The sequence below is a fragment of the Neobacillus sp. NPDC097160 genome (assembly GCF_044762155.1).
Lineage (GTDB): Bacteria > Bacillota > Bacilli > Bacillales > Cytobacillaceae > Neobacillus.
Map to the genome: position 1 here is coordinate 60,529 of NZ_JBIWDU010000018.1, position 23,312 is coordinate 83,840.

Sequence of the window (23,312 nt, forward strand, 5' to 3'; positions counted from 1 at the left end):
CAAAGGGGAAAGTGCCGATCGTTTTATTAAAGTGCGGCAATTTCTAAACCCTCTTTGTACCTTTACGGACAAAGAGGGTTTTTTTATTAAAAAAAGAAAGAATGATAAACAAAAAATAAATAGGAAACAGGAGAGACCAGAATGAACAATAAACCCATCTTAGACGTAAATGAGATTCCAAAACCCGGTCAATGGCTGACTTTAAGTATCCAGCATTTGTTCTCCATGTTTGGGGCTACGATCTTAGTCCCATATCTTGTCGGCTTAAGCCCGGCAATTGCCCTTATTTCAAGCGGGCTTGGCACCTTGGCGTTTTTATTAATAACAAAAGGGAAAGTACCAGCGTATCTAGGGTCTTCATTCGCTTACATCATTCCAATAAAACTGCTTAATGAAGCAGGGGGACCGGGTGCGGCAATGATTGGGACATTCTTAGCAGGACTTGTGTATGGTATTGTCGCCTTAGTCATTAGCAGGGCAGGTTACCGCTGGATCATGAATCTGCTGCCGCCGATTGTAGTCGGCCCGGTTATCATTGTTATTGGTTTGTCCGTTGCTCCAACTGCTGCAGGGATGGCAATGAATAATCCCGATGGTAAATATAGTATGCTTCATTTTTCAGCGGCATTAGTCACATTAGCTGCAACTATCATTTTCTCGATTTTTGCCAAGAAAATATTAAGCATTATCCCGATATTAGCAGGAATTATCGTTGGCTATATTTACGCATTAATGGTCGGAATCGTCGATTTTGGGCCGGTGATGAAAGCCGGTTGGTTTGAAATGCCGGAATTTGTCATCCCATTTGTCAGCTATAAGGTGAAATTCACATGGGACATTTTCTGGTTAATGGTACCCGTTGCGGTCGTTACCATTTCCGAACATATCGGCCACCAGTTAATCCTAAGTAAGGTAGTCGGTCGTGATTATATTAAAGAACCGGGTTTACATCGTTCCATCCTTGGGGACGGGACAGCAACCATCATTTCCGCATTGGTCGGTGGACCGCCAAAAACAACCTACGGTGAAAATATCGGTGTCCTTGCGATTACAAGGGTTTATAGTGTGTACGTTTTGGCAGGAGCCGGAGTTTTAGCCATCATATTTGGGTTTATTGGGAAAATTACTGCTTTAATTCAAACGATTCCAACACCTGTTATGGGTGGAGTCTCCATCCTACTGTTTGGGATTATTGCTTCATCAGGATTAAGAATGTTAGTCGATAGTAAAATTGATTTTGATGATAAACGAAACCTCGTGATTTCATCTGTGATTCTGATTATCGGTATTGGCGGTGCCATTCTTAAACTGCCATTTAAAGATATCCAAATTCAAGGGATGGCATTAGCAGCAATCTTGGGTGTAATCTTAAACCTTATTCTTCCAGGCAGACAACCAGTAAGTGAAGATATTTTTGGAGAGGAAACAAAAGCAAAACAGAAAACTGCATAATAAAGTTACCTTTTAACTAAGTCCAGTGAGGCTTGAAAGGGTGTTTAGCTTGAACCATTCTGATGAGTTGGGTTTAGGCTTTGATTCAATGCACCCTGATGGAGAGTTCAGGGTGCATTTTTAATGCAATAAAGCGGAAGGTGGGAAAAAGGATGTTGAATCATTTACTAACCACAAATGAATTAAAGGTGGAGGAAATTTATCAAATTCTCGAGGATGCTAAAAGGTTTTCGGAAGGAATGGTCTGGACGCCGGAAAAGCAAATGTTTGCAGCCAACTTATTTTTTGAAGCCAGTACACGGACAAAATGCAGTTTCGAGGTAGCGGAACGACGGTTAGGCTTAGGAGTTATTCCATTTGAAGTAGAAACCTCAAGTGTCCAAAAAGGGGAGACACTTTACGATACAGTTAAAACATTGGAATCAATTGGTGTCCAGACAATCGTCATCCGCCACAAGCAGGATCGTTACTTTGATGAGCTGGTTGGAAAGGTGAATATTCCGATTCTTAACGGCGGGGATGGCTGCGGGCATCATCCAACACAGTCGCTCCTTGACCTATTAACCATTCAGCAAGAGTTTGGCCAATTTGAGGGCCTAAGGATTGCAATCCTTGGGGATATAAGTCACAGCAGAGTGGCAAGGTCAAATGCCGATGCCTTAACAAGACTCGGAGCAAATGTCATTTTCTCCGGACCGGAGGAATGGTTTGATTACCACAGTATAAATTCAACCCGGTTCAAACCAATTGATGAAGCCGTTAGAGAAGCGGATGTTGTCATGCTCCTCCGCGTTCAACATGAACGCCATCAAAGGAAGGGTAGCTTTACAGCATCGGAGTATCATAGTCAATTTGGTCTCACGTTAGAAAGGGAAAGGCAAATGAAGCCTGACAGTATTATCATGCATCCTGCCCCAGTGAACCGAAATGTGGAAATTGCTGATAGCTTGGTAGAATGCAAGCGGTCAAGAATCTTCAAACAAATGGAAAACGGGGTTTATGTCAGAATGGCCGCCTTAAAACGGTCAATCGAAAGTTTAATGGGAGGGAATCAATATGAAACTGCTTATTCAGAACGCAAATTACATAGCATCTAACGGTCAAATGATTCAGACTGATATTTTAATAGAAAACGGGATTATAACAAAAATAGAAAAGAAGCTTGCAGAAGAAGCAGACCGCACGGTGGACGCAGCCGGAATGGTTGTCTCACCGGGCTTCATCGACCTACATGTCCACCTCCGCGAGCCTGGAGGCGAAAGAAAAGAAACCATCGCAACCGGAACAATGGCCGCCGCAAAAGGCGGATTTACCACTGTTGCCACAATGCCAAACACCCGACCGGTGCCTGACACCATAAACCACATGGAGGACTTGCAAAAGCGGATTCAGGAGACGGCCCATGTGCGGGTTCTGCCGTATGCATCGATTACGACAAGGCTGCTTGGTCAGGAGTTAACGGACTTTGCGGGGCTGAAAGGTGCTGGGGCGTTTGCCTTTACCGATGATGGGGTGGGGATCCAATCGGCGAGCATGATGCTTGAAGCCATGCAGAAAGCTGCAGCATTGGATATGACCGTAGTAGCTCATTGTGAAGAGAACACCCTCATTAATAAAGGGTGTGTCCACGATGGGACATTTGCGAAACGAAACGACTTAAACGGAATTCCATCTGTTTGTGAATCAGTTCAGATTGCAAGGGATGTATTACTTGCTGAGGCAGCTGGCTGTCATTACCATGTTTGTCATGTCTCTACGAAGGAGTCTGTCCGGGTGATAAGGGATGCTAAGCGGGCAGGAATTAAAGTCACTGCAGAAGTGACCCCGCACCACCTATTAGTATCGCAAGACGACATTCCAGGTCTTGATGCCAATTATAAGATGAATCCACCGCTAAGGGATGCTGCCGATCGTGCAGCCCTAATCGAAGGTCTGCTTGATGGAACCATTGATTTCATTGCGACCGACCATGCACCACACACACTAGAAGAGAAGAGTGAAGGAATGGAGTTGGCACCATTCGGGATTGTTGGTTTGGAGACAGCATTTCCACTCCTATATACACATTTCGTGTGTAAAAATATGATTTCACTTGAAGAGTTAATAGGCTTTTTAACAAGGAAGCCGGCCGATAGCTTTGACCTGCCATTTGGAAAAATCGAAATAGGAGCACCTGCCGACCTCGTCCTCTTGAATCTGAATGAAGAAAAAGAAATTGATCCTAGCGGGTTTTTGTCCAAAGGAAAAAACACCCCATTTGCCGGCTGGAAATGTAAAGGCTGGCCGGAGATGACAATCGTTATTGGGCAAGTAGTTTGGGAAAAAGGATGTGTAACAGCATGAAAGCACAGCTGATTTTAGAAGATGGAACGATTTTTATCGGAGATGGATTTGGCAGTCATATGGATACAATTGGCGAAGTCGTTTTTAATACGGGGATGACAGGCTATCAAGAAATTCTTTCGGATCCTTCTTATTGCGGGCAAATTGTTATGCTTACCTATCCGTTAATCGGAAATTATGGAATCAACCGCGATGATTTTGAATCCATTCATCCTGCTGTGAAAGGATTTATTGTCAAGGAAGTGACGGATTATCCTTCCAACTGGCGCAGTGAATTTACCCTCGATGAGTACTTTAAAATGAAAAAAATCCCCGGAATTGCCGGGATTGATACAAGAAAATTAACAAGGATTATCCGTAAGTATGGAACATTAAAAGGGGCGATTTGCAGCATTGATCGCGATCCATATGAGGTTGTCAGCAGATTGCGGCAAACGAAACTCCCAATCGACCAAGTAAGAACCGTGTCGACAAAAAATTCATATCCAAGCCCAGGCCGCGGGAAGCGCATTGTTCTGGTTGATTTTGGGATGAAACATGGTATTTTACGAGAACTAAATAAGCGCGGCTGTGATGTCGTAGTTGTTCCATACCATACAACGGCGGATGAAATCCTGCAATTGCGGCCGGACGGAATTATGCTTTCAAATGGACCTGGAGATCCGAAGGATGTCCCTGAAGCAATCCATATGATTAAACAAGTATTGGGGATCATTCCGCTATTTGGAATATGCCTGGGACATCAATTATTTGCCTTAGCCTGCGGTGCGAACACGGTGAAAATGAAATTTGGCCACCGTGGTTCAAACCATCCAGTTAAGGAGCTGGCTACAGGAAAAATTTCCATAACTTCGCAAAACCATGGATACACGGTTGAAACAGATTCTTTACATCAAACTAGATTGGCAGTAACGCATACAGCATTGAATGATGGAACAATTGAAGGATTAAAACATTTAGATTATCCCGCCTTTACGGTTCAATATCATCCCGAGGCTTCCCCGGGACCAGAGGATGCAAACAGCTTATTTGAACAATTTCTTGCCATGATTGAAACTGAAAAACAGGAGGTTAAACCAACATGCCAAAACGTACAGATATAAACTCCATTTTAGTCATCGGATCAGGACCCATTGTCATCGGTCAGGCTGCGGAATTTGACTATGCCGGCACCCAAGCCTGTATAGCACTGAAGGAGGAAGGCTATCGGGTTATTCTCATAAACTCTAATCCTGCAACGATAATGACAGATACAGAAATTGCCGATGCCGTATATATTGAACCGTTAACAGTGGAATTTGTCAGCCGAATTATTCGGAAAGAACGCCCTGATGCTTTAGTCGCAACGCTTGGAGGCCAGACGGGTCTAAACCTGGCGGTAGAGCTCGCCAATTCGGGAGTTCTTGAAGAGTGTGAAGTTGAAATTTTAGGCACGAAGCTTACGGCCATTAACCAAGCAGAGGATCGGGAGTTATTCCGCAGCTTAATGAATGAATTGAATGAACCAGTCCCAGATAGTGAAATCATCCATGAATTAGCGGAAGCGAAAGCTTTTGTTGAAAAAATTGGCTTCCCAGTCATTGTCCGTCCGGCCTTTACACTCGGCGGAACGGGCGGCGGGATCTGTCACAATCCCGAAGAATTAGAGGAAATTGTGACCAGCGGCTTAAAGAACAGCCCTGTTCATCAATGCTTGCTAGAAAAAAGCATTGCCGGCTTCAAGGAAATTGAATATGAGGTCATGCGCGATGCCAATGATAACGCGATTGTGGTTTGTAACATGGAAAACATCGATCCAGTCGGTGTCCATACCGGTGATTCTATCGTAGTCGCTCCAAGTCAAACCTTAAGCGATCGTGAATATCAGCTCTTAAGAAATGTGTCACTTAAAATCATTCGTGCCCTCGGAATTGAAGGGGGCTGTAATGTTCAGCTTGCCTTAGACCCGGACAGCTTCCATTACTATATTATCGAAGTAAATCCACGAGTTAGCCGGTCATCTGCATTAGCATCCAAGGCAACGGGCTATCCGATTGCCAAGCTGGCCGCTAAAATTGCGGTGGGCTTAACTCTCGATGAGATGCTAAATCCGGTTACCGGAAAAACATATGCCTGTTTCGAACCAGCGCTTGACTATATCGTCACAAAAATCCCGCGTTGGCCGTTTGATAAATTTGAATCAGGAAACCGCTCGCTTGGCACGCAAATGAAGGCGACTGGAGAAGTCATGGCCATCGGCCGAACGTTTGAGGAATCCCTGTTAAAAGCGATCCGCTCCCTTGAGGCTGGTGTTCATCATTTTGAATTAAACGGGGCGGATGATATCGATGACGAATTACTGGAAAAACGAATTCATAAAGCAGGCGATGAGCGCCTCTTCTATATTGCGGAGGCCTTAAAGCGAGGTACTTCAATTGAAACCATCCATCAATGGAGCAAAATCGATTTATTTTTCCTGAAGAAAATGGTCGGTCTAATTGAACTTGAAGCAAAGCTTGCAGCCCATCCATTTGACAAGGAACTCCTTAAAGAAGCAAAGCAAAAGGGCTTTACCGATAAGAAAATTGCCGAGCTTTGGAATCAGACAGAAACCGATATCTATCATTTGCGCAAAGATCTTGGCATCATGCCTGTTTACAAAATGGTGGATACGTGTGCGTCAGAATTTGAGAGTGAAACACCTTATTTCTACGGCACGTATGAAGAGGAAAATGAATCAGTTGTTTCCGAAAGGAGCAGTGTGATTGTTCTTGGCTCAGGTCCAATCCGGATCGGTCAAGGGATTGAGTTTGATTATGCCACTGTCCATTCCGTGAAAGCAATTAAAGAAGCGGGCCATGAGGCGATCATTATCAATAACAATCCGGAAACCGTTTCAACCGATTTCAGTATTTCTGATAAGCTCTATTTTGAGCCATTGACGATTGAGGACGTTATGTCCATTATCGAATTAGAAAATCCACTTGGTGTAGTAGTACAGTTTGGCGGACAGACAGCCATCAATCTGGCTGCAGAGCTGGTTGAACGCGGAGTGAAAATTTTAGGAACAAGCTTAGAGGATTTAGACCGAGCGGAGAATCGGGATAAATTTGAACAAGCACTGGAGCAGATCAATATTCCGCAGCCGCTCGGTAAAACGGCATTGTCGGTACAGGAAGCAGTTGTGATTGCTAAGGAAATAGGATATCCCGTCCTAGTCCGTCCTTCCTATGTTCTTGGCGGCAGGGCAATGGAAATTGTCTACCATCCAGAAGAATTACTTCATTACATGGAAAATGCCGTTAAAATCAACCCGGAGCATCCCGTCTTGATTGACCGGTACTTAACAGGGAAGGAAATCGAAGTGGATGCCATTTGTGATGGCGAAACGGTTTTGATTCCAGGGATCATGGAGCATATTGAACGGGCAGGCGTGCACTCTGGCGATTCCATCGCCGTCTATCCGCCGCAAACACTCTCAGAGAATGTGAAACAAACACTTGTTGACTATACGGAAAAATTGGCTAAGGGCTTAAATATTATCGGGCTATTGAATATTCAATATGTATTATCAGGGAATCAAATATATGTTCTTGAAGTCAATCCACGATCAAGCCGAACGGTTCCGTTTTTGAGTAAAATCACGAACATACCGATGGCGAAAATTGCGACAAAAGCTATCCTTGGAATATCGATTGATAAACAAGGGTACCAGCCAGGTCTTGTTCCCGAAAAAAGCGGCGTTTATGTCAAAGTGCCAGTATTCTCATTTGCTAAGCTAAAAAGTGTTGATATCACCTTAGGACCGGAAATGAAATCAACCGGTGAGGTAATGGGGAAGGATATCACACTTGAAAAGGCGCTATACAAAGGACTAATCGCCTCCGGTATGAATATTCAAAAGTTTGGCACTGTGTTGTTTACAGTTGCTGACAAGGATAAGGACGAAGCATTAAAACTGGCGGTCAGGTTTGCCGCTAATGGCTATCGCTTAATGGCAACTAGCGGTACAGCAGCCCTACTGGAAACAGCCGGCTTGAAGGTAAAGGTGGTCGGGAAGATTGGCGCAGAAGGACAGACATTGTTGGATGTGATCCATCGTGGCGAAGCCCAATTCATCATCAATACGCTGACAAAAGGGAAACAGCCAGAGAGGGATGGCTTTAGAATCCGCCGGGAAGCAGTCGAAAACGGAGTTCCTTGTTTAACTTCATTAGATACAGCAGATGCGATTTTGAAGGTAATCGAATCAATGAATTTTTCCGCGGAAGCGATGGGTTTAGGAAATAAGGAGGCCGTTCTTGTATGATTCAAAAAGAATTTTGCCCCATTATCAGTCAAAGGGAGATCGCCGATGATATTTTTGAACTAACAGTGAAAGCAGGAATGGTTAGTCAAATCAAAGCTCCGGGGCAATTTGTTCATATTCGGGTTGCCAGTGCCCTGGATCCCCTTTTGCGGAGACCTATCAGTATATCATCGTTTAATCGTGAAAAAGAACAATTTACGATGATTTATCGCAAGGAAGGCAGAGGGACATCGCTGCTCGCGAAAATGGAACGAGGGATGGAGCTTGATATCCTCGGTCCGTTAGGAAATGGCTTTCCTGTTGAAGAAATGCGTATTGGAGAAACAGCACTCCTCGTCGGCGGCGGAATCGGTGTTCCACCCCTTTATGAATTATCTAACCAATTAACAGCAAAAGGAATGAAGGTTATTCACATTCTTGGTTTTCAAACAGAAACAGCGGTTTTTTATGAACAGGAATTTTTAAAAAATGGCGAAACGTACGTGACTACTGTTGACGGAACGTATGGGACAAAAGGTTTTGTAACTGATGTGATGAAAGATTTACAGTTTAACTGTATCTATGCCTGCGGTCCAACCCCAATGCTGAGGGCGCTGGAACAACAGTTTTCAGATAAAAGGATGTTTTTATCGCTAGAAGAACGAATGGGCTGCGGGATTGGCGCATGTTTTGCTTGTGTCTGCAAAAAGGCGGATGATCCTTCAGGAATTTCCTATAAAAAAGTCTGCAGTGACGGACCTGTATTCCGTGCCGGGGAGGTATTGATTTGAACCGTTTACATGTAAAATTACCGGGTTTAAACCTAAAAAACCCGATTATGCCGGCATCAGGCTGCTTTGGGTTTGGACGTGAATACAGCCAATTTTATGATTTAGGTGTTCTCGGTGCCATCATGATTAAAGCAACAACCGTCGAACCGAGATTTGGCAATCCAACACCTCGTGTCGCGGAAACAGACGCTGGAATGCTTAATGCGATTGGATTGCAAAATCCGGGATTAAAGAAAGTAATGGCCGAGGAGTTACCTTGGTTATCCCAGTTTGATGTCCCGATTATTGCCAATGTAGCCGGTTCCCTTGAAGAGGATTATGTCACTGTTGCACGTGAAATTTCAAAGGCAGCCAATGTTCAGGCATTAGAGTTAAATATTTCTTGCCCGAACGTAAAAACTGGAGGAATCGCATTTGGTACGCTTCCTGAGGTTGCCAAGCAATTGACGCGGAGGGTAAAAGAGGTTTCAGAGGTTCCTGTTTATGTCAAGCTATCCCCGAATGTCACCAATATCGTCGAAATGGCGAGGGCAGTGGAAGATGGTGGTGCTGACGGCATTACGATGATCAATACACTTGTCGGTATGAGGCTTGATTTAAAAACAGGCAGGCCGATTTTAGCAAATAGATCAGGCGGGCTTTCCGGACCTGCGATTAAGCCAGTGGCCATTCGAATGATTTATGAGGTAAGCCAAGCTGTTTCGATTCCGATTATCGGGATGGGCGGCGTTCAAACAGTAGAGGATGTCATTGAGTATTTTTATGCCGGGGCAAGTGCCGTCGCTGTTGGAACAGCGAATTTCGTCGATCCGTTTGTCTGCCCAACCATCATCGAGGAACTGCCGCTGCTCTTAGAAAAATTAGGGTTCGAACACATCAATGAACTTAGAGGAAGGAGCTGGAAACAGCATGGACAACTCGCTCATCATCGCTCTTGATTTTTCAAACAGAAACGAAGTCGAACGTTTTTTGTCACCGTTTGAAGACAGAAAACTGTTTGTAAAAGTGGGCATGGAGCTTTTTTACCAAGAAGGCCCATCTATTATTCACATGTTAAAAGAAAAAGGACATCAGATTTTTCTCGATTTAAAGTTGCACGATATACCGAACACAGTAAAAAGTGCAATGAAGGGGCTTGCTCGACTGGAATGTGACCTTGTCAATGTTCATGCTGCTGGTGGAAAAGAGATGATGGAAGCGGCAGTAGAAGGATTAGTTGCGGGGACGGCTGCTGGCAGGAAGCGCCCCAATTGCATCGCCGTAACGCAATTGACCAGCACTTCACAAGTACAGATGAATAATGAACAGCTCATACCCATATCATTGAATGAATCAGTACTTCACTATGCTTCTTTAGCGAAAGATGCGGGATTAAATGGAGTAGTTTGCTCCGCATGGGAATCGGAATCGATTCATGACAAAACAGGTAGTTCATTTTTAACCGTTTGCCCAGGAATTAGATTGGAGTCTGATCATGTTGGTGACCAAAAACGTGTAGCAACGCCGGAATATGCAAAAGCTGCAGGCGTAAGCGCAATTGTCGTTGGACGTTCGATAACTCGGTCACCGGACCCGGTGAAAAGCTATGAACAATGGATGAATGTATGGAGAGGGGAACATCAATGAAAAAGGAAATTGCTAAAAAACTATTAGAAATCAATGCGGTGGCCTTAAAACCGCAAGACCCATTTACTTGGACATCAGGACTAAAATCCCCGATTTATTGTGATAACCGACTGACTCTCTCTTATCCTAAAGTAAGAAGAGAGATTGCGGCAGGATTGCAAAAACTTATCAAAGAAAACTTTCCGGAAACAGAAGTAATTGCAGGTACGGCAACAGCAGGGATTCCACATGCCGCCTGGGTCAGCGAACTTATGGACCTGCCGATGTGTTATGTGCGGTCGAAGGCGAAGGGCCATGGTAAAGGTAATCAAATCGAAGGCAAATTGGAACAGGGCCAAAAGGTTGTGGTCGTAGAAGATCTCATTTCTACCGGCGGCAGTGTGATTACAGCGGTCCAAGCATTAAGAGAAGCAGGCTGCGAAGTACTTGGGGTTGTGTCTATTTTTACATATGGGCTTGAAAAGGGTAGACAGCTTCTTGATGATGCAGAAATTATTAGTTATTCACTTACCGATTTTCCGACATTAATCGAAGTAGCTATTTCAAATGGGTATGTGAGCCCGGAAGATCAGGAAAGTCTATTATTGTGGAGTAAAGATCCTTCTGAATGGAGCAAACAGTTCCAGGAAACTGATTCGCTGATAAAATCTGAAATTCGCTGATATATTTCCATATTCGCTGATAAATCACGTGAATTCGCTGATAAATCATAAAAATCCGCTGATAAATCAAAAAAGAGGAGTCCAATTGGACTCCTCTTTTCCTTCTATTTCTTCAATTTCAACACCAATTCTTCATCCGGAGTCACATAAACCGTTTGCTGATTATCGTAAATCATAAAACCTGGCTTGGCGCCGCTCGGCTTTTTGACGTGGCGGACTTTCGTGAAATCAACAGGCACTGAACTTGAATTCCGCGCTTTACTATAATAGGCCGCCAGAACAGCTGCCTCCATTAAAGTTTCATCAGCAGGTTCCTTGCTGCGAATCACCACATGTGATCCCGGAATATCCTTTGTATGAAGCCAAATCTCATCCCTTGCAGCGAGCTTATTGGTTAAATAATCATTTTGCTTATTATTTTTTCCAACAATAATTTCCGTGCCATCTGACGCATGAAAGTGGTCAAGCACCGGCTTAGCATTTTGCGCTTTCTTGGCATTTCGTTTCTGACGTTCACGTATATATCCGCCCTCAACAAGCTCCTCGCGAATCTCTTGAATATCCTTGGGTGAAGCAGCTTGTACCTGCTGCGTTAAATTTTCGAAATAGGCAACTTCCTCACGGGCCTTTGCAATTTGTTCAACAACCACTGCCATAGCATTCTTTGCCTTTTGATATTTGGAAAAATATTTTTGCGCATTTTCCGATGGGGTTTTCCTTGGGTCAAGTGGAATCACAATGGTTCCACCCAATTCATCATAATAATCAAGTACTTCGATTTCTTTCATACCCTTTTTTGCTGCGTAAAGATTAGCCGTTAAAAGCTCTCCATAGCGCTGGAACTGATCTGCCCGTTCCGCATCTTTTAACGTAACCTCGAGCTTGCCAATCTTTTTCTCGTTTTTTTCTTTTTCGTTACTAATAAAGCGCTCGATATCATTTCCTTGCTGTTTAACCCTGTCGCGTTCCGCTTTGCCAAAATAATAGCGGTCGAGCATTTCACTAATCGATGGGAATGTTTTAATTTCTCCCTTTAAATGCTCAAGTGGAAAAAGATAAAAAGATTCCTTGCCATCGGCGGATATAATCGAAGGAGAGATATCTCCCGCAGCTATTTTTTTTATCAAACGGATAAATGTTCCAGGCACGGTCGTTCGATTAGCAAGGCCGCTTTGAATAATAACTTCCTTAGCAAAAAGCGGCGACGTACCTGCAAAATGCTCAACAAGCTGACGGTCCAGCTTACCTCCAATAAAATCCACAGACCTTACAACATCCTCTTCAACAGCCTCAAATGGATTGATCTTGTTTTGCGCAGGAGGATATATATACGGCTGCCCCGGTAAAATGGCCCTGTGGCTGTTTACCGCAAATGAAACATGCTTAATGCTATCAAGAATGACATTACGCGTTTTATCGACCAAAACAATATTACTGTGACGGCCCATGATTTCAATGATTAATTGTTTATAACTAATATCACCAATCTCATTCCGCCCCTTAATTTCTAAAATAATCATCCGGTCATTATCAACCTGATATAAATCCTCCAAAATGTAACCCTCAATATGCTTTCTAAGCAGCATACAAAACATTGGCGGTTCACTCGGATTATCGTAAGCTTCGTTTGTGAGCTGCACCCGTGCATAACTTGGATGTGCAGATAAAAGAAGTTTTTGATTCACACCATTTGCTCGGATCGTAAGAATCACTTCATTTTTATAGGGTTGATGTACCTTATTGATTCTTCCACCCTTCAAGGAAGAAATAAGCTCATCAACCATTGCTTTTGTAAATAAACCATCAAATGACATTGAAAACATCCTTTTCTTGAAACATATAAATTTATTATATCCTACTATTTTAACATCTGTCTTATTTTACTCAGCGATGACAATTTCAACTAGCATTTTTTTGGACGACCCTGAATAAGCTTTCCATAGACAAGTCTATAAAAGGGGGAAGTGAGATGGTCGGATGAAATTCCATGAAATGAAGATAGATCAAGTAGAAAAGGCCTTAGAAACCGACTTTTCTTCTGGATTATCACAGGAAGAAGTAAAAAAGCGAATCAAACAGCACGGACTAAATGAATTAGACGAGGGAGAAAAGCAATCGGCTTTACTCTTATTTTTTAGTCAATTTAAAGATTTTATGGTCTTAGTGCTTCTTGCCGCAACCTTGATTTCCGGGCTGCTCGGTGAATATATTGATGCCATTGCTATCATCGCAATCGTTATTATTAACGGCTGTCTTGGTTTTTACCAGGAAAGGCGGGCGGAAAAATCACTTCAGGCTTTGAAAGAATTATCGGCACCACAGGTTTCGGTACTAAGGGATGGGAAGTGGCAGAAGATTCCTTCAAAGGAAATAGTGGTTGGTGATATTTTAAAGTTTACTAGCGGCGACCGCATTGGTGCCGATGTTCGTGTGATTGAATCAAAAAGCTTAGAAATTGAAGAATCTGCATTAACGGGTGAGTCTGTCCCGGTATCAAAACATATTGATAGCTTAACAAATCCTAACCCGGGCATTGGAGATATGGAAAATATCGCTTTCATGGGGACAATGATCACCAGAGGAAGCGGTGTCGGGGTTGTAATGGCGACTGGAATGAAAACGGCAATGGGACAAATTGCTGATTTACTCCAAAATGCAGAGTCGCAGGAAACACCATTGCAGCGCCGTTTAGAGCAGCTGGGGAAAATATTAATCACTGTAGCCTTGCTGTTAACTGTTCTTGTCGTGATCGTTGGTGTATTGCGTGGTCACGAATTATATGAAATGTTTTTAGCAGGTGTTTCTCTTGCAGTTGCGGCGATACCTGAAGGGCTGCCGGCAATTGTGACCGTGGCCCTATCTCTTGGTGTTCAGAAAATGATTAGGAAAAATGCGATTGTCAGGAAACTCCCGGCAGTAGAAACCCTTGGCTGTGCCTCGGTAATTTGCTCCGACAAAACTGGGACGATGACACAAAATAAAATGACGGTTACTCATTTATGGAGCGGCGGACACACCTGGACAGTCGACGGTGTAGGATACAAGCCGCAAGGAAAATTTTATAAGAATGAAAGAGTAGTCCTTCCAAAAGATGAAAAATCATTGCAGCAAATGCTGATTTTTGGGATGATCTGTAATCACTCGGATTTGGTTTTGAAGGATGATGATTTTATTCTTGACGGCGACCCAACGGAAGGCGCCTTGCTGGTAAGTGCCATGAAAGCAGGCTTTGATCGTTCCAAGTTGTTGGAAGATTTTACCATTATGAATGAATTCCCGTTTGATTCTGCCAGAAAAATGATGAGTATCCATGTGAAAGACAAACAAGGAAGGCATTTCATCGTAACAAAGGGAGCACCGGACGTCATTTTGGGTAATAGTGAATCAATTCTTTGGGATGAGCGGACACAATATTTAAATAAAGAAACACACTTAAAGGTGCAGGACGCAATAAATGGTCTCGCTTCACAGGCGCTCCGGACGATTGCGATTGCCTTTAAGCCAATACCGGCAAACAACGTCATCTTAAGTGAGCATGAAGCAGAGAAAAAACTAACCTTTATTGGTGTGCAAGGCATGATCGATCCGCCGAGACCTGAAGTAAAAGCTGCTGTCAAAGAATGTAAGGACGCTGGGATTAAAACCGTTATGATTACCGGTGATCATGTCATAACTGCAAAAGCCATTGCTTCCCAATTGGGGATCTTAACGAAAAAGAGCAAGGTGCTTGATGGCAAAGCGTTGTCTGAAATGTCGGTAGCTGAGCTTGAAGAAGTAGTTGATGACATTGCGGTTTTTGCCAGGGTTTCGCCCGAACATAAATTGAAAATAGTCAAAGCATTGCAAAATAAAGGACATATCGTTGCGATGACAGGTGATGGCGTGAATGATGCCCCTGCCATCAAGGCGGCAGATATCGGTGTGGCGATGGGAATAACCGGTACAGATGTTGCGAAAGAAGCTTCGGCACTTGTTTTGTTAGACGATAATTTTGCAACAATTAAGGCAGCAATAACAGAGGGCAGGAACATTTATGAAAATATCCGCAAATTCGTTCGTTACCTGCTGGCATCAAATGTGGGTGAAATATTGGTCATGTTGTTTGCGATGCTTCTTGCATTGCCGCTTCCACTAGTACCAATCCAAATCCTTTGGGTTAATTTGGTGACGGACGGGCTGCCGGCAATGGCACTCGGCCTCGATCGCCCTGAAGAAAACGTGATGAAACGGGGGCCTCGCAGCCCTAATGAAGGAATTTTTTCACGCGGTTTAGGCTGGAAGGTCGTATCGCGCGGGTTCCTGATTGGACTTGTGACATTATTAGCCTTTATTATTGTGTACCATAACGACAAGTCTCAATTGCCGTACGCACAGACTGTTGCCTTTGCCACATTGGTCATGGCCCAGCTTATTCATGTGTTTGATTGCCGCAGCGAAAAATCTGTCCTCTCGAGAAATCCGTTTGGGAATCAATATCTTGTTTGGGCTGTGATCTCTTCGCTTGTATTAATGTTGGTTGTTATTTATTACCCACCATTACAGCCTATTTTCCACACATTGCCGATTGCGGCAAAAGATTGGCTGTTGATTGTCGGCTTATCTTCAATACCAACTTTTTTACTAGCTGGATCATTTTTGTTAAGAAAAACAAAATAAAGTGTGTTATAATCCAAAAGGTAATAGAAACCATTCTATTACCTTTTGTCTTTTCTTACATACATAGAGAGCCGATCATTTATTAAAGATTGGATGTGCACGTAATGGTTATAAGCATGACAGGCTTTGGCAGAGGAAAGGCCGTCTCAGGCTCCTTCTCTGTAAATGTAGAAGTAAAAACAGTTAACCACCGATTTTCAGAAATGAATATTCGGATGCCGAGACAGCTGTTAAAAATAGAGGATAAAATAAAAAAGAAACTAAACCAGCATATCCGCCGCGGCAGGATAGAGGTTTATGTAAGTGTTGAAGGAGAAGGGGTCGTCACCCGTAAAGTTCATGTTGATTGGAACCTGATTGAAGAATATTTTCAGTTCATCGAGCAGACGCGAAGCAAATATGGGATAGAAGAAACAATCACACTAAGGGACTTACTAAATCGGACAGACCTTTTACATATTGAAGAAAGAGAAGCAGGCAATGAAGAAATTGAGAATTTAGTTCTTTCCGCAGTGGAAGAAGCAGGAATATTACTAAAACAAATGCGGATGGCCGAAGGGGAAGAATTGAAAAAAGATTTGCTCGCGATTACTTCCCAATTAGAAGCAAATGTATTTGATCTTCAAAAATATGCCCCGCTCGTTGTTCAATCCTTTAAAGAGCGTTTAACTAAAAGGATGCAGGAGTTTGTCAATGGGCAATTAGATGAAACCCGAATTTTAACAGAGGTAGCTGTTTTTGCTGATAAAGCCGATATTAATGAAGAAATTACCCGGTTAAAAAGCCATATTCAGCAATTCTTGCAAACGTTAAATGATCAAGAGCCAATTGGCAGAAAGCTTGATTTTATTGTTCAGGAAATGAACAGAGAAGCAAATACGATTGGATCAAAAGCAAATGATTCCAACATCGCCAAAAAGGTTGTTGAGATTAAAAGTTTACTTGAAAAACTGAAGGAACAGGTTCAGAATATCGAATAGGACTGTTTAGAAACTGTTTAACACGGCCAAAATAGATTATTGATGATTGGATGAGTGACCATGTCGATTAAATTAATTAATATTGGATTTGGGAATATCGTTTCTGCCAATCGTATTATTTCCATTGTCAGCCCGGAATCAGCACCAATTAAAAGAATTATTCAGGATGCCCGGGATCGGGGCTCGTTAATAGATGCTACATACGGAAGACGTACACGTGCAGTGATCGTCATGGATAGCGACCACGTTATACTATCAGCTGTACAGCCAGAAACGGTTGCCCATCGCTTAACGGACCGTGATGAAACTATTGATGAAGGGTAGGATTTATAAACATGCAGGAAAAAGGATTGCTGATTGTACTTTCCGGACCATCCGGGGTTGGAAAAGGAACGGTTCGAAAAGAAATTTTTTCTCATCCCGATACGGCTTTTGAATATTCAATTTCAATGACAACCCGCGCACCCCGCTCGGGGGAAGTGGATGGGGTAGATTATTTTTTTAAGACAAGAGGAGAATTTGAACGATTAATTGAGCAGGGCAAGCTGCTGGAGTACGCTGAATTTGTCGGGAACTATTACGGTACCCCTGTTGATTATGTACGTGAAACCTTAGATGCTGGAAAAGATGTCTTTTTAGAAATTGAAGTAAAGGGTGCCCGTCAGGTGCGGGAAAAGTTCCCTGAAGGGTTATTTATTTTTCTTATGCCACCAAGTCTTTCCGAATTAAAGAACCGGATTGTAACAAGGGGAACAGAAACGGATGACATTATCCGAAACCGAATGCTGTCCGCCCGTGAAGAAATTGACATGATGGAATTATATGATTATGTCGTTGAAAATGACCAGGTTGAGCATGCCTGTGAACGTGTGAAGGCGATTGTAACGGCCGAGCATTGCCGCAGAGAACGAGTGGAACATCGCTATAAAAAATTGCTGGAGGTTGAATAATATGTTATATCCGTCTATCGATTCATTGCTTGAAAAAATTGATTCTAAATACTCGCTTGTATCTGTTGCTGCCAAGCGTGCCCGCGTGATGTCTCAAGTAAAAGATGAAAGATTGCCGAAATATGTTTCCTATAAGTATGTGGGGAAAGCATTAGAGGAAATTTATAGCGGTGAGCTTACCTATCGTATTTCCAAAAAAGCTGAAGCAGCTACCGATTGATTAATCAGTAAGGTATTACATGAAATAGCTCAATGCATGGAAGAAGGACTGACAACAAAGGAAAAACTCCTAAAAGTGTCAGCCTTTTTTATTTGCCTTTCAGGAAATTTGTCGAATTCGATAGGTAAATGGTGAAAATTTGTTGGAATTCTAGCATAATAAAAAGAGATAAAGTGGACGAGAAGTGAGGGATTATAGGTGATGATCATGGATAAAAAAATTTTATTATGTGTTACTGGAGGTATTGCTGTATATAAAGCAGCAGCCTTAACAAGTAAACTTGTTCAAGCTGGAGCACAGGTTAAGGTGATTTTGAGTGAATCCGCAGAAAAGTTTGTTACCCCATTAACCTTTCAGGCATTATCCCGCAATGAAGTATTTACTGATACTTTTGATGAAAAAAATCCACATGTAATTGCCCATATTGATTTGGCTGACTGGGCAGATTTAATTCTTGTTGCCCCCGCAACTGCTAATACGATTGCTAAGCTTGCAAACGGGGTTGCCGATAATATGATTACGACAACCATGATGGCCGCGACGGCACCTGTGTGGATTGCCCCTGCCATGAATGTGCATATGTATGACCATCCTGCTGTGAAAAAAAACCTTTCGATTTTAGCTGAATACGGCTATCAATTCATCGAACCAAGCGAAGGGTATCTAGCCTGTGGCTATGTCGGGAAGGGGCGCCTGGAGGAACCGGAGAAAATTGTCGATTTGATACGAAGTTTTTTTGCTAAAGATGAACGAAAACAATTAATAGGAAAAACGGTTGTTGTTACCGCGGGTCCTACACGGGAAAAAATTGATCCGGTCCGATTTATCTCTAATCATTCAACCGGAAAAATGGGCTTTGCGATTGCAGAAGAGGCGAAAAGGCAAGGTGCCCATGTTGTCTTAGTTTCCGGACCAGTCCAAATTGCAGCTCCGTCAGGTGTAGAGTTGATAAAAGTCGAGAGTGCCGAGGAAATGTACAACACTGTTTTAAAATTTTATGAATCAGCTGATGTTGTGATTAAAACTGCTGCAGTTGCTGACTATCGCCCAAAAAACACCTATGACCAGAAGGTGAAAAAGCAAACAGGAGACGCAGTTATTGATCTTGAAAGAACAAAAGATATTTTGTTCGAGCTTGGGCAAAGGAAAAAGAATCAAGTCCTGGTAGGCTTTGCCGCAGAGACTGAGAATCTAGAAGAATACGCTAGAATAAAATTAACAAAGAAAAATGCAGATCTACTTGTAGCTAACAATGTGAAAACTGCTGGTGCCGGTTTTGGGACAGACACAAACATTGTCACCCTTTTCAAGCGTTCCGGAGCGGTTATTGAATTGCCAGTTATGTCAAAAAAAGATGTTGCAAAAAAAATAATCGAAGAAGTTACTTCTCTTTTGAAGGATATGGGTAAAAATGCAAATAGCTAGTGTGATTGTGGATGTTCCGACAAAACAAACCGATAGAGCTTTCGATTACTTTATTCCTGAGCAATGGAGGGGTGTTATTCAACCGGGAATGAGGGTAATTATCCCATTCGGTCCGCGAAACATTCAAGGCTTTGTCATAGGCTTAAAAGCAGAATCAGAATTAAAGAAGTTAAGAGAAATAATAGCGCCAATGGATTTAGAGCCTGTTTTAAATAAGGAATTATTGGAGCTAGGTAACTGGCTCACAGAAAGTACACTCTGCTTTAAAATCTTTGCCTTTCAAGTGATGCTTCCGGCAGCATTAAAAGCAAAATATGAAAAAAAGGTCAAGCTTGCTATTGGGGCAGCCGTGGCGGATCTACCGAAGCCGCTGCACGCTTTTTTTGAAAATGATGTGCTGCTTGACTGGGAAGATGCATTGAAAAGTGGCATTGTTCCTCTGTTACAAAAAGAAGCGGCAAATGGGCACCTAGAAGTGATATATATGGTCAAGGAGCGAGTCAAGAAAAAACAGCAAAAGTATATCCGTCCAGCCGTAACACTTGCTGAATTATCAGAGGAAATTGACCGCATCCCGGTCAAGGCTGAAAAGCAAAGACAGGTATTACGATATTTTACTGAGAATTTCAATGAGGTTAAATTAAAAAAATTGGTTACGGATGTAAATACTTCAGCTTCGACCGTGAAGGCACTGGTTGAAAAAAAACTGCTTGTAGAGTTTGAGATGGAGGTTTATCGCAATCCCTTTGAACATCGAACATTCGAAAGAACAAAACCATTACCATTAACTGAGGCACAGCAAACAGCGATCGGGCCTATACTTAACGCATTAGAACAGAATCAGCACGAGGTGTTTTTACTCTATGGTGTCACAGGAAGTGGAAAAACTGAAATTTACTTACAATCTATCCAGGAAGTAATCGAGAAGGGTAAGGAAGCAATCGTCCTAGTACCGGAAATAGCTCTCACCCCGCAAATGGTCAACCGATTTAAGGGAAGATTTGGTGACTTAGTAGCAGTTTTACACAGTGGCTTGTCAGCTGGGGAAAAATATGATGAATGGCGAAAAATTCAACGTAAGGAAGTAAAGGTCGCAGTGGGAGCAAGGTCAGCAATTTTTGCTCCATTTGAAAATATCGGCATCATGATTATCGATGAGGAACACGAAACAAGCTATAAACAGGAAGAAATGCCTCGCTATCATGCAAGAGATGTAGCCATTGAAAGAGCGATCAACCATAATTGTCCGGTTGTGCTTGGCAGTGCCACCCCGTCGCTCGAGTCATTTGCCAGGGCCCAAAAAAAGGTATACCAACTATTGACACTGCCTAATCGGATGAATAAACAAAGCCTCCCTTCAGTGGAAATCATTGATATGCGCGAGGAATTGCGTGAAGGCAATCGGTCAATGTTTTCTCGAAAGCTGTTTGAAATGTTGAAAGACCGCATTGAGAAAAGGCAGCAGTCTGTTTTATTTTTAAATAAACGCGGTCATTCTTCTTTTGTTATGTGCAGAGACTGTGGGTATGTGGTCAATTGCCCGAATTGTGATATCTCGCTGACATACCACCGTGTAAATGAGCAAATGAAATGCCATTATTGCGGATATGAATCCTCTGTACCAAAGCATTGTCCCGAATGTAATAGTGAATATATCCGCTATTTTGGAACCGGGACTCAAAAGGTGGAAGAGGAACTCGGTAAAATTCTCCCGGAGGCAAGAGTCATACGAATGGATGTCGATACAACAGGAAGAAAGGGTTCACACGAAAGACTATTAACCGATTTTAAGGATGGCAAAGCAGATATTTTATTAGGTACGCAAATGATTGCCAAAGGGCTGGATTTTCCAAGCATCACCTTAGTCGGCGTGCTTTCAGCTGATACGATGCTGCACCTACCTGATTTTCGGGCATCTGAAAAAACCTTTCAACTATTGACACAAGTCAGCGGAAGGGCTGGACGCCACCAACTGCCGGGAGAAGTCATTATTCAAACCTATACACCGGAACACTATAGTATTGAACTTGCTGGTCACCAGGACTATGATCTTTTTTATCAGCGCGAAATGATGATCCGAAAAACGCATCATTATCCGCCATTTTATTATCTTTCTCTGATAACAGTCAGTCATGAACAGTTGTTCACAGTTGTGTCGGCAACGGAGAAAATTGTAAGCTATGTTCGTTCACATGTTTCAAATGAAGCGGTCGTTTTGGGACCTGCTGCCTCACCAATACCTAGGATTAATAATAGATATCGCTACCAATGTCTGATAAAATACAAACGGGAACCGAACATAATAAAAACACTCAAAACCATACTTGATCAATACCAGAAGGATACGAAAAGTGGGTTGCAGGTTTCAATCGATGTAAATCCATATATTTTAATGTAATTCATACAGAATCAGGTTTTCTAAAAGGTTATGATTTTTATTTTTGGGTGAAAATATTAAAAATAAATAAAAAATTTACAGCTAACTAGTTTTTGGCATAATGGAGGAACAGATTTGGCGATTAGAAAAATTGTCCTTCACCCGGCAGAGATTCTCGAGCAGACTTGTAAACCGGTGGAGAAGTTTGATAAAAAATTAGCAAAAATTCTTGATGATATGTACGACACAATGATTGAATATGATGGAGTCGGACTTGCTGCTCCACAAATCGGACTAGATGCGCGCATCGCCATTGTAGATATCGATGACGATAATGGAACGATCGAAATGATGAATCCTCGTATTATAGAAACATCTGGTGAGCAAATTGGCCCTGAAGGATGTTTAAGCTTTCCCAATTTATTTGGCGAAGTGACCCGGCCTAATTTTGTGAAAATTGAAGCCTTTGACCGGAAGGGCAGGAAATATACCCTCGAAGCAGAAGGGTTCTTAGCCAGAGCCATTCAGCACGAAATTGATCATCTTGACGGGATTTTATTCACCACAAAAGTAACGAGATACTTAGAGGAAGATGAGTTAAAAGGAGTAGAAAGTGAATGACGAAAATTGTTTTTATGGGAACCCCTGATTTTTCCGTACCTGTCTTACGGCAAATTATTCATGATGGCTTTGAGGTCATTGGTGTGGTAACACAGCCTGATCGGCCGGTAGGAAGAAAAAAAGTGTTAACGCCGCCACCAGTGAAGGTGGAGGCATTGAAACATGGGATCCCCGTCTTTCAACCGGAAAAAATCCGCCAGGAAGAAGAGCTTGCAAAAATCCTTTTATTACAGCCGGATTTAATTGTTACAGCCGCTTTTGGGCAAATTTTACCGAGAAAACTGTTAGATGCACCTAAATTCGGTTGTATTAATGTTCACGCATCCCTATTGCCGGAGCTGCGCGGCGGCGCCCCAATCCATTACGCAATCATCCAAGGGAAAAAGAAAACCGGTGTCACGATCATGTACATGGTCGAAAAATTAGATGCTGGTGACATGTTAACAAGTGTGGAAGTACCCATTACGGAAGATGACAATGTTGGTACACTCCATGAAAAATTAAGTGCCGCCGGATCAAAATTATTATCGGAAACCTTGCCGCTTTTATTGGCAGGTCGTTTAACCCCAAAGCCGCAAAATGAGGTGGAAGCAACATTTGCAGCCAACATTAAGCGCGAGCAGGAACAGATTATTTGGGATAAAACAGGTGAGGAAATCTATAACCATATCCGCGGGTTAAACCCGTGGCCCGTTGCATTTACTACCTTGGAGGGTCAGGTCATAAAAATTTGGCGGGCCCAAAAGACAGTAGGATTAAAGGGACAAGAGCCGGGAACCATTTTAAAAATAGATTCAGATGGCTTTACGGTTAGCACCGGTAATGAAACGGCCATCAAGATCATCGAACTTCAGCCCTCAGGGAAAACCAAAATGTTGGCTGAACAATTTTTACGGGGTGCGGGTTCGAAAATTTCAGCAGGCAGCAGGCTAGGAGAATAAG

19 protein-coding genes are annotated in these 23,312 nt (G+C 42.7%); 18 read left to right on the forward strand and 1 reads right to left on the reverse strand.

Features of this window, described 5'->3' with window-relative positions; genetic code table 11:
* Window positions 1-141: 141 nt before the first annotated feature.
* The 9 genes from ACIQXV_RS22875 to pyrE all read left to right on the forward strand — a co-directional run bounded on the left by ACIQXV_RS22875 (window position 142) and on the right by pyrE (window position 11,141).
* A complete protein-coding gene (locus ACIQXV_RS22875; protein ID WP_402962431.1) occupies window positions 142-1,452 on the forward strand; it encodes a solute carrier family 23 protein in 1,311 nt (436 codons plus the stop codon).
* A 155-nt stretch (window positions 1,453-1,607) separates the two neighbouring features.
* Entirely contained in the window at window positions 1,608-2,549 is a 942-nt protein-coding gene (locus ACIQXV_RS22880) for an aspartate carbamoyltransferase catalytic subunit (protein WP_402962642.1), read from the forward strand.
* Window positions 2,509-3,795 carry a dihydroorotase gene (locus ACIQXV_RS22885; protein ID WP_402962434.1) on the forward strand — a complete coding sequence of 429 codons (1,287 nt, stop codon included), beginning with the start codon at window positions 2,509-2,511 and terminating at the stop codon, window positions 3,793-3,795. Before ACIQXV_RS22880 ends, ACIQXV_RS22885 begins: the two co-directional genes overlap by 41 nt.
* Complete coding sequence (locus ACIQXV_RS22890; protein ID WP_402962436.1) at window positions 3,792-4,898, forward strand: carbamoyl phosphate synthase small subunit; 1,107 nt, start codon at window positions 3,792-3,794, stop codon at window positions 4,896-4,898. The genes ACIQXV_RS22885 and ACIQXV_RS22890 overlap by 4 nt, the downstream gene beginning before the upstream one ends.
* Window positions 4,877-8,083 (forward strand): carbamoyl-phosphate synthase large subunit, encoded by a 3,207-nt coding sequence (carB, locus tag ACIQXV_RS22895; RefSeq protein WP_402962439.1) that lies wholly within the window; start codon window positions 4,877-4,879, stop codon window positions 8,081-8,083. Before ACIQXV_RS22890 ends, carB begins: the two co-directional genes overlap by 22 nt.
* Window positions 8,080-8,853 carry a dihydroorotate dehydrogenase electron transfer subunit gene (locus tag ACIQXV_RS22900; RefSeq protein ID WP_402962441.1) on the forward strand — a complete coding sequence of 258 codons (774 nt, stop codon included), beginning with the start codon at window positions 8,080-8,082 and terminating at the stop codon, window positions 8,851-8,853. Before carB ends, ACIQXV_RS22900 begins: the two co-directional genes overlap by 4 nt.
* Complete coding sequence (locus tag ACIQXV_RS22905; RefSeq protein ID WP_402962444.1) at window positions 8,850-9,791, forward strand: dihydroorotate dehydrogenase; 942 nt, start codon at window positions 8,850-8,852, stop codon at window positions 9,789-9,791. Before ACIQXV_RS22900 ends, ACIQXV_RS22905 begins: the two co-directional genes overlap by 4 nt.
* The gene (gene pyrF / locus ACIQXV_RS22910; protein WP_402962448.1) at window positions 9,763-10,479 is read left to right on the forward strand and encodes an orotidine-5'-phosphate decarboxylase; all 717 of its coding nucleotides are present in this window, start codon (window positions 9,763-9,765) and stop codon (window positions 10,477-10,479) included. The genes ACIQXV_RS22905 and pyrF overlap by 29 nt, the downstream gene beginning before the upstream one ends.
* Window positions 10,476-11,141, forward strand: a complete 666-nt coding sequence (gene pyrE, locus ACIQXV_RS22915; protein WP_402962450.1) for an orotate phosphoribosyltransferase — start codon at window positions 10,476-10,478, stop codon at window positions 11,139-11,141. The genes pyrF and pyrE overlap by 4 nt, the downstream gene beginning before the upstream one ends.
* 104 nt (window positions 11,142-11,245) lie before the next feature.
* Here pyrE and ACIQXV_RS22920 read toward each other — a convergent pair whose 3' ends face one another.
* A complete protein-coding gene (locus ACIQXV_RS22920; protein WP_402962453.1) occupies window positions 11,246-12,955 on the reverse strand; it encodes an Rqc2 family fibronectin-binding protein in 1,710 nt (569 codons plus the stop codon).
* 163 nt (window positions 12,956-13,118) lie between these two features.
* On the opposite strand from ACIQXV_RS22920, the gene ACIQXV_RS22925 reads away from it, so the two are divergent.
* The 9 genes from ACIQXV_RS22925 (at window position 13,119) to fmt (ending at window position 23,311) form a co-directional block, all read left to right on the forward strand.
* Window positions 13,119-15,797, forward strand: coding sequence for a calcium-translocating P-type ATPase, SERCA-type (locus ACIQXV_RS22925; RefSeq protein ID WP_402962455.1), 2,679 nt, complete (start codon window positions 13,119-13,121; stop codon window positions 15,795-15,797).
* Window positions 15,798-15,901: 104 nt separating this feature from the next.
* Window positions 15,902-16,777 carry a YicC/YloC family endoribonuclease gene (locus tag ACIQXV_RS22930; protein WP_402962458.1) on the forward strand — a complete coding sequence of 292 codons (876 nt, stop codon included), beginning with the start codon at window positions 15,902-15,904 and terminating at the stop codon, window positions 16,775-16,777.
* Between the two features lie 60 nt (window positions 16,778-16,837).
* Window positions 16,838-17,101 (forward strand): extracellular matrix/biofilm regulator RemA, encoded by a 264-nt coding sequence (gene remA / locus ACIQXV_RS22935; RefSeq protein WP_149869541.1) that lies wholly within the window; start codon window positions 16,838-16,840, stop codon window positions 17,099-17,101.
* A gap of 11 nt (window positions 17,102-17,112) precedes the next feature.
* Window positions 17,113-17,727, forward strand: a complete 615-nt coding sequence (gmk, locus tag ACIQXV_RS22940; protein WP_402962461.1) for a guanylate kinase — start codon at window positions 17,113-17,115, stop codon at window positions 17,725-17,727.
* A 1-nt stretch (window position 17,728) separates the two neighbouring features.
* Window positions 17,729-17,947 (forward strand): DNA-directed RNA polymerase subunit omega, encoded by a 219-nt coding sequence (gene rpoZ / locus ACIQXV_RS22945; protein ID WP_402962463.1) that lies wholly within the window; start codon window positions 17,729-17,731, stop codon window positions 17,945-17,947.
* Between the two features lie 201 nt (window positions 17,948-18,148).
* Window positions 18,149-19,372: a bifunctional phosphopantothenoylcysteine decarboxylase/phosphopantothenate--cysteine ligase CoaBC gene (gene coaBC, locus ACIQXV_RS22950; protein ID WP_402962645.1), complete on the forward strand. Its 1,224-nt coding sequence runs from the start codon at window positions 18,149-18,151 to the stop codon at window positions 19,370-19,372.
* On the forward strand, window positions 19,359-21,770 hold the full coding sequence (priA, locus tag ACIQXV_RS22955; protein WP_402962466.1) for a primosomal protein N': 2,412 nt from the start codon (window positions 19,359-19,361) through the stop codon (window positions 21,768-21,770). The genes coaBC and priA overlap by 14 nt, the downstream gene beginning before the upstream one ends.
* A 114-nt stretch (window positions 21,771-21,884) precedes the next feature.
* Window positions 21,885-22,370, forward strand: coding sequence for a peptide deformylase (gene def / locus ACIQXV_RS22960; protein ID WP_402962468.1), 486 nt, complete (start codon window positions 21,885-21,887; stop codon window positions 22,368-22,370).
* Window positions 22,367-23,311: a methionyl-tRNA formyltransferase gene (fmt, locus tag ACIQXV_RS22965; RefSeq protein WP_402962471.1), complete on the forward strand. Its 945-nt coding sequence runs from the start codon at window positions 22,367-22,369 to the stop codon at window positions 23,309-23,311. The genes def and fmt overlap by 4 nt, the downstream gene beginning before the upstream one ends.
* The last annotated feature ends 1 nt before the right edge of the window (window position 23,312 follow it).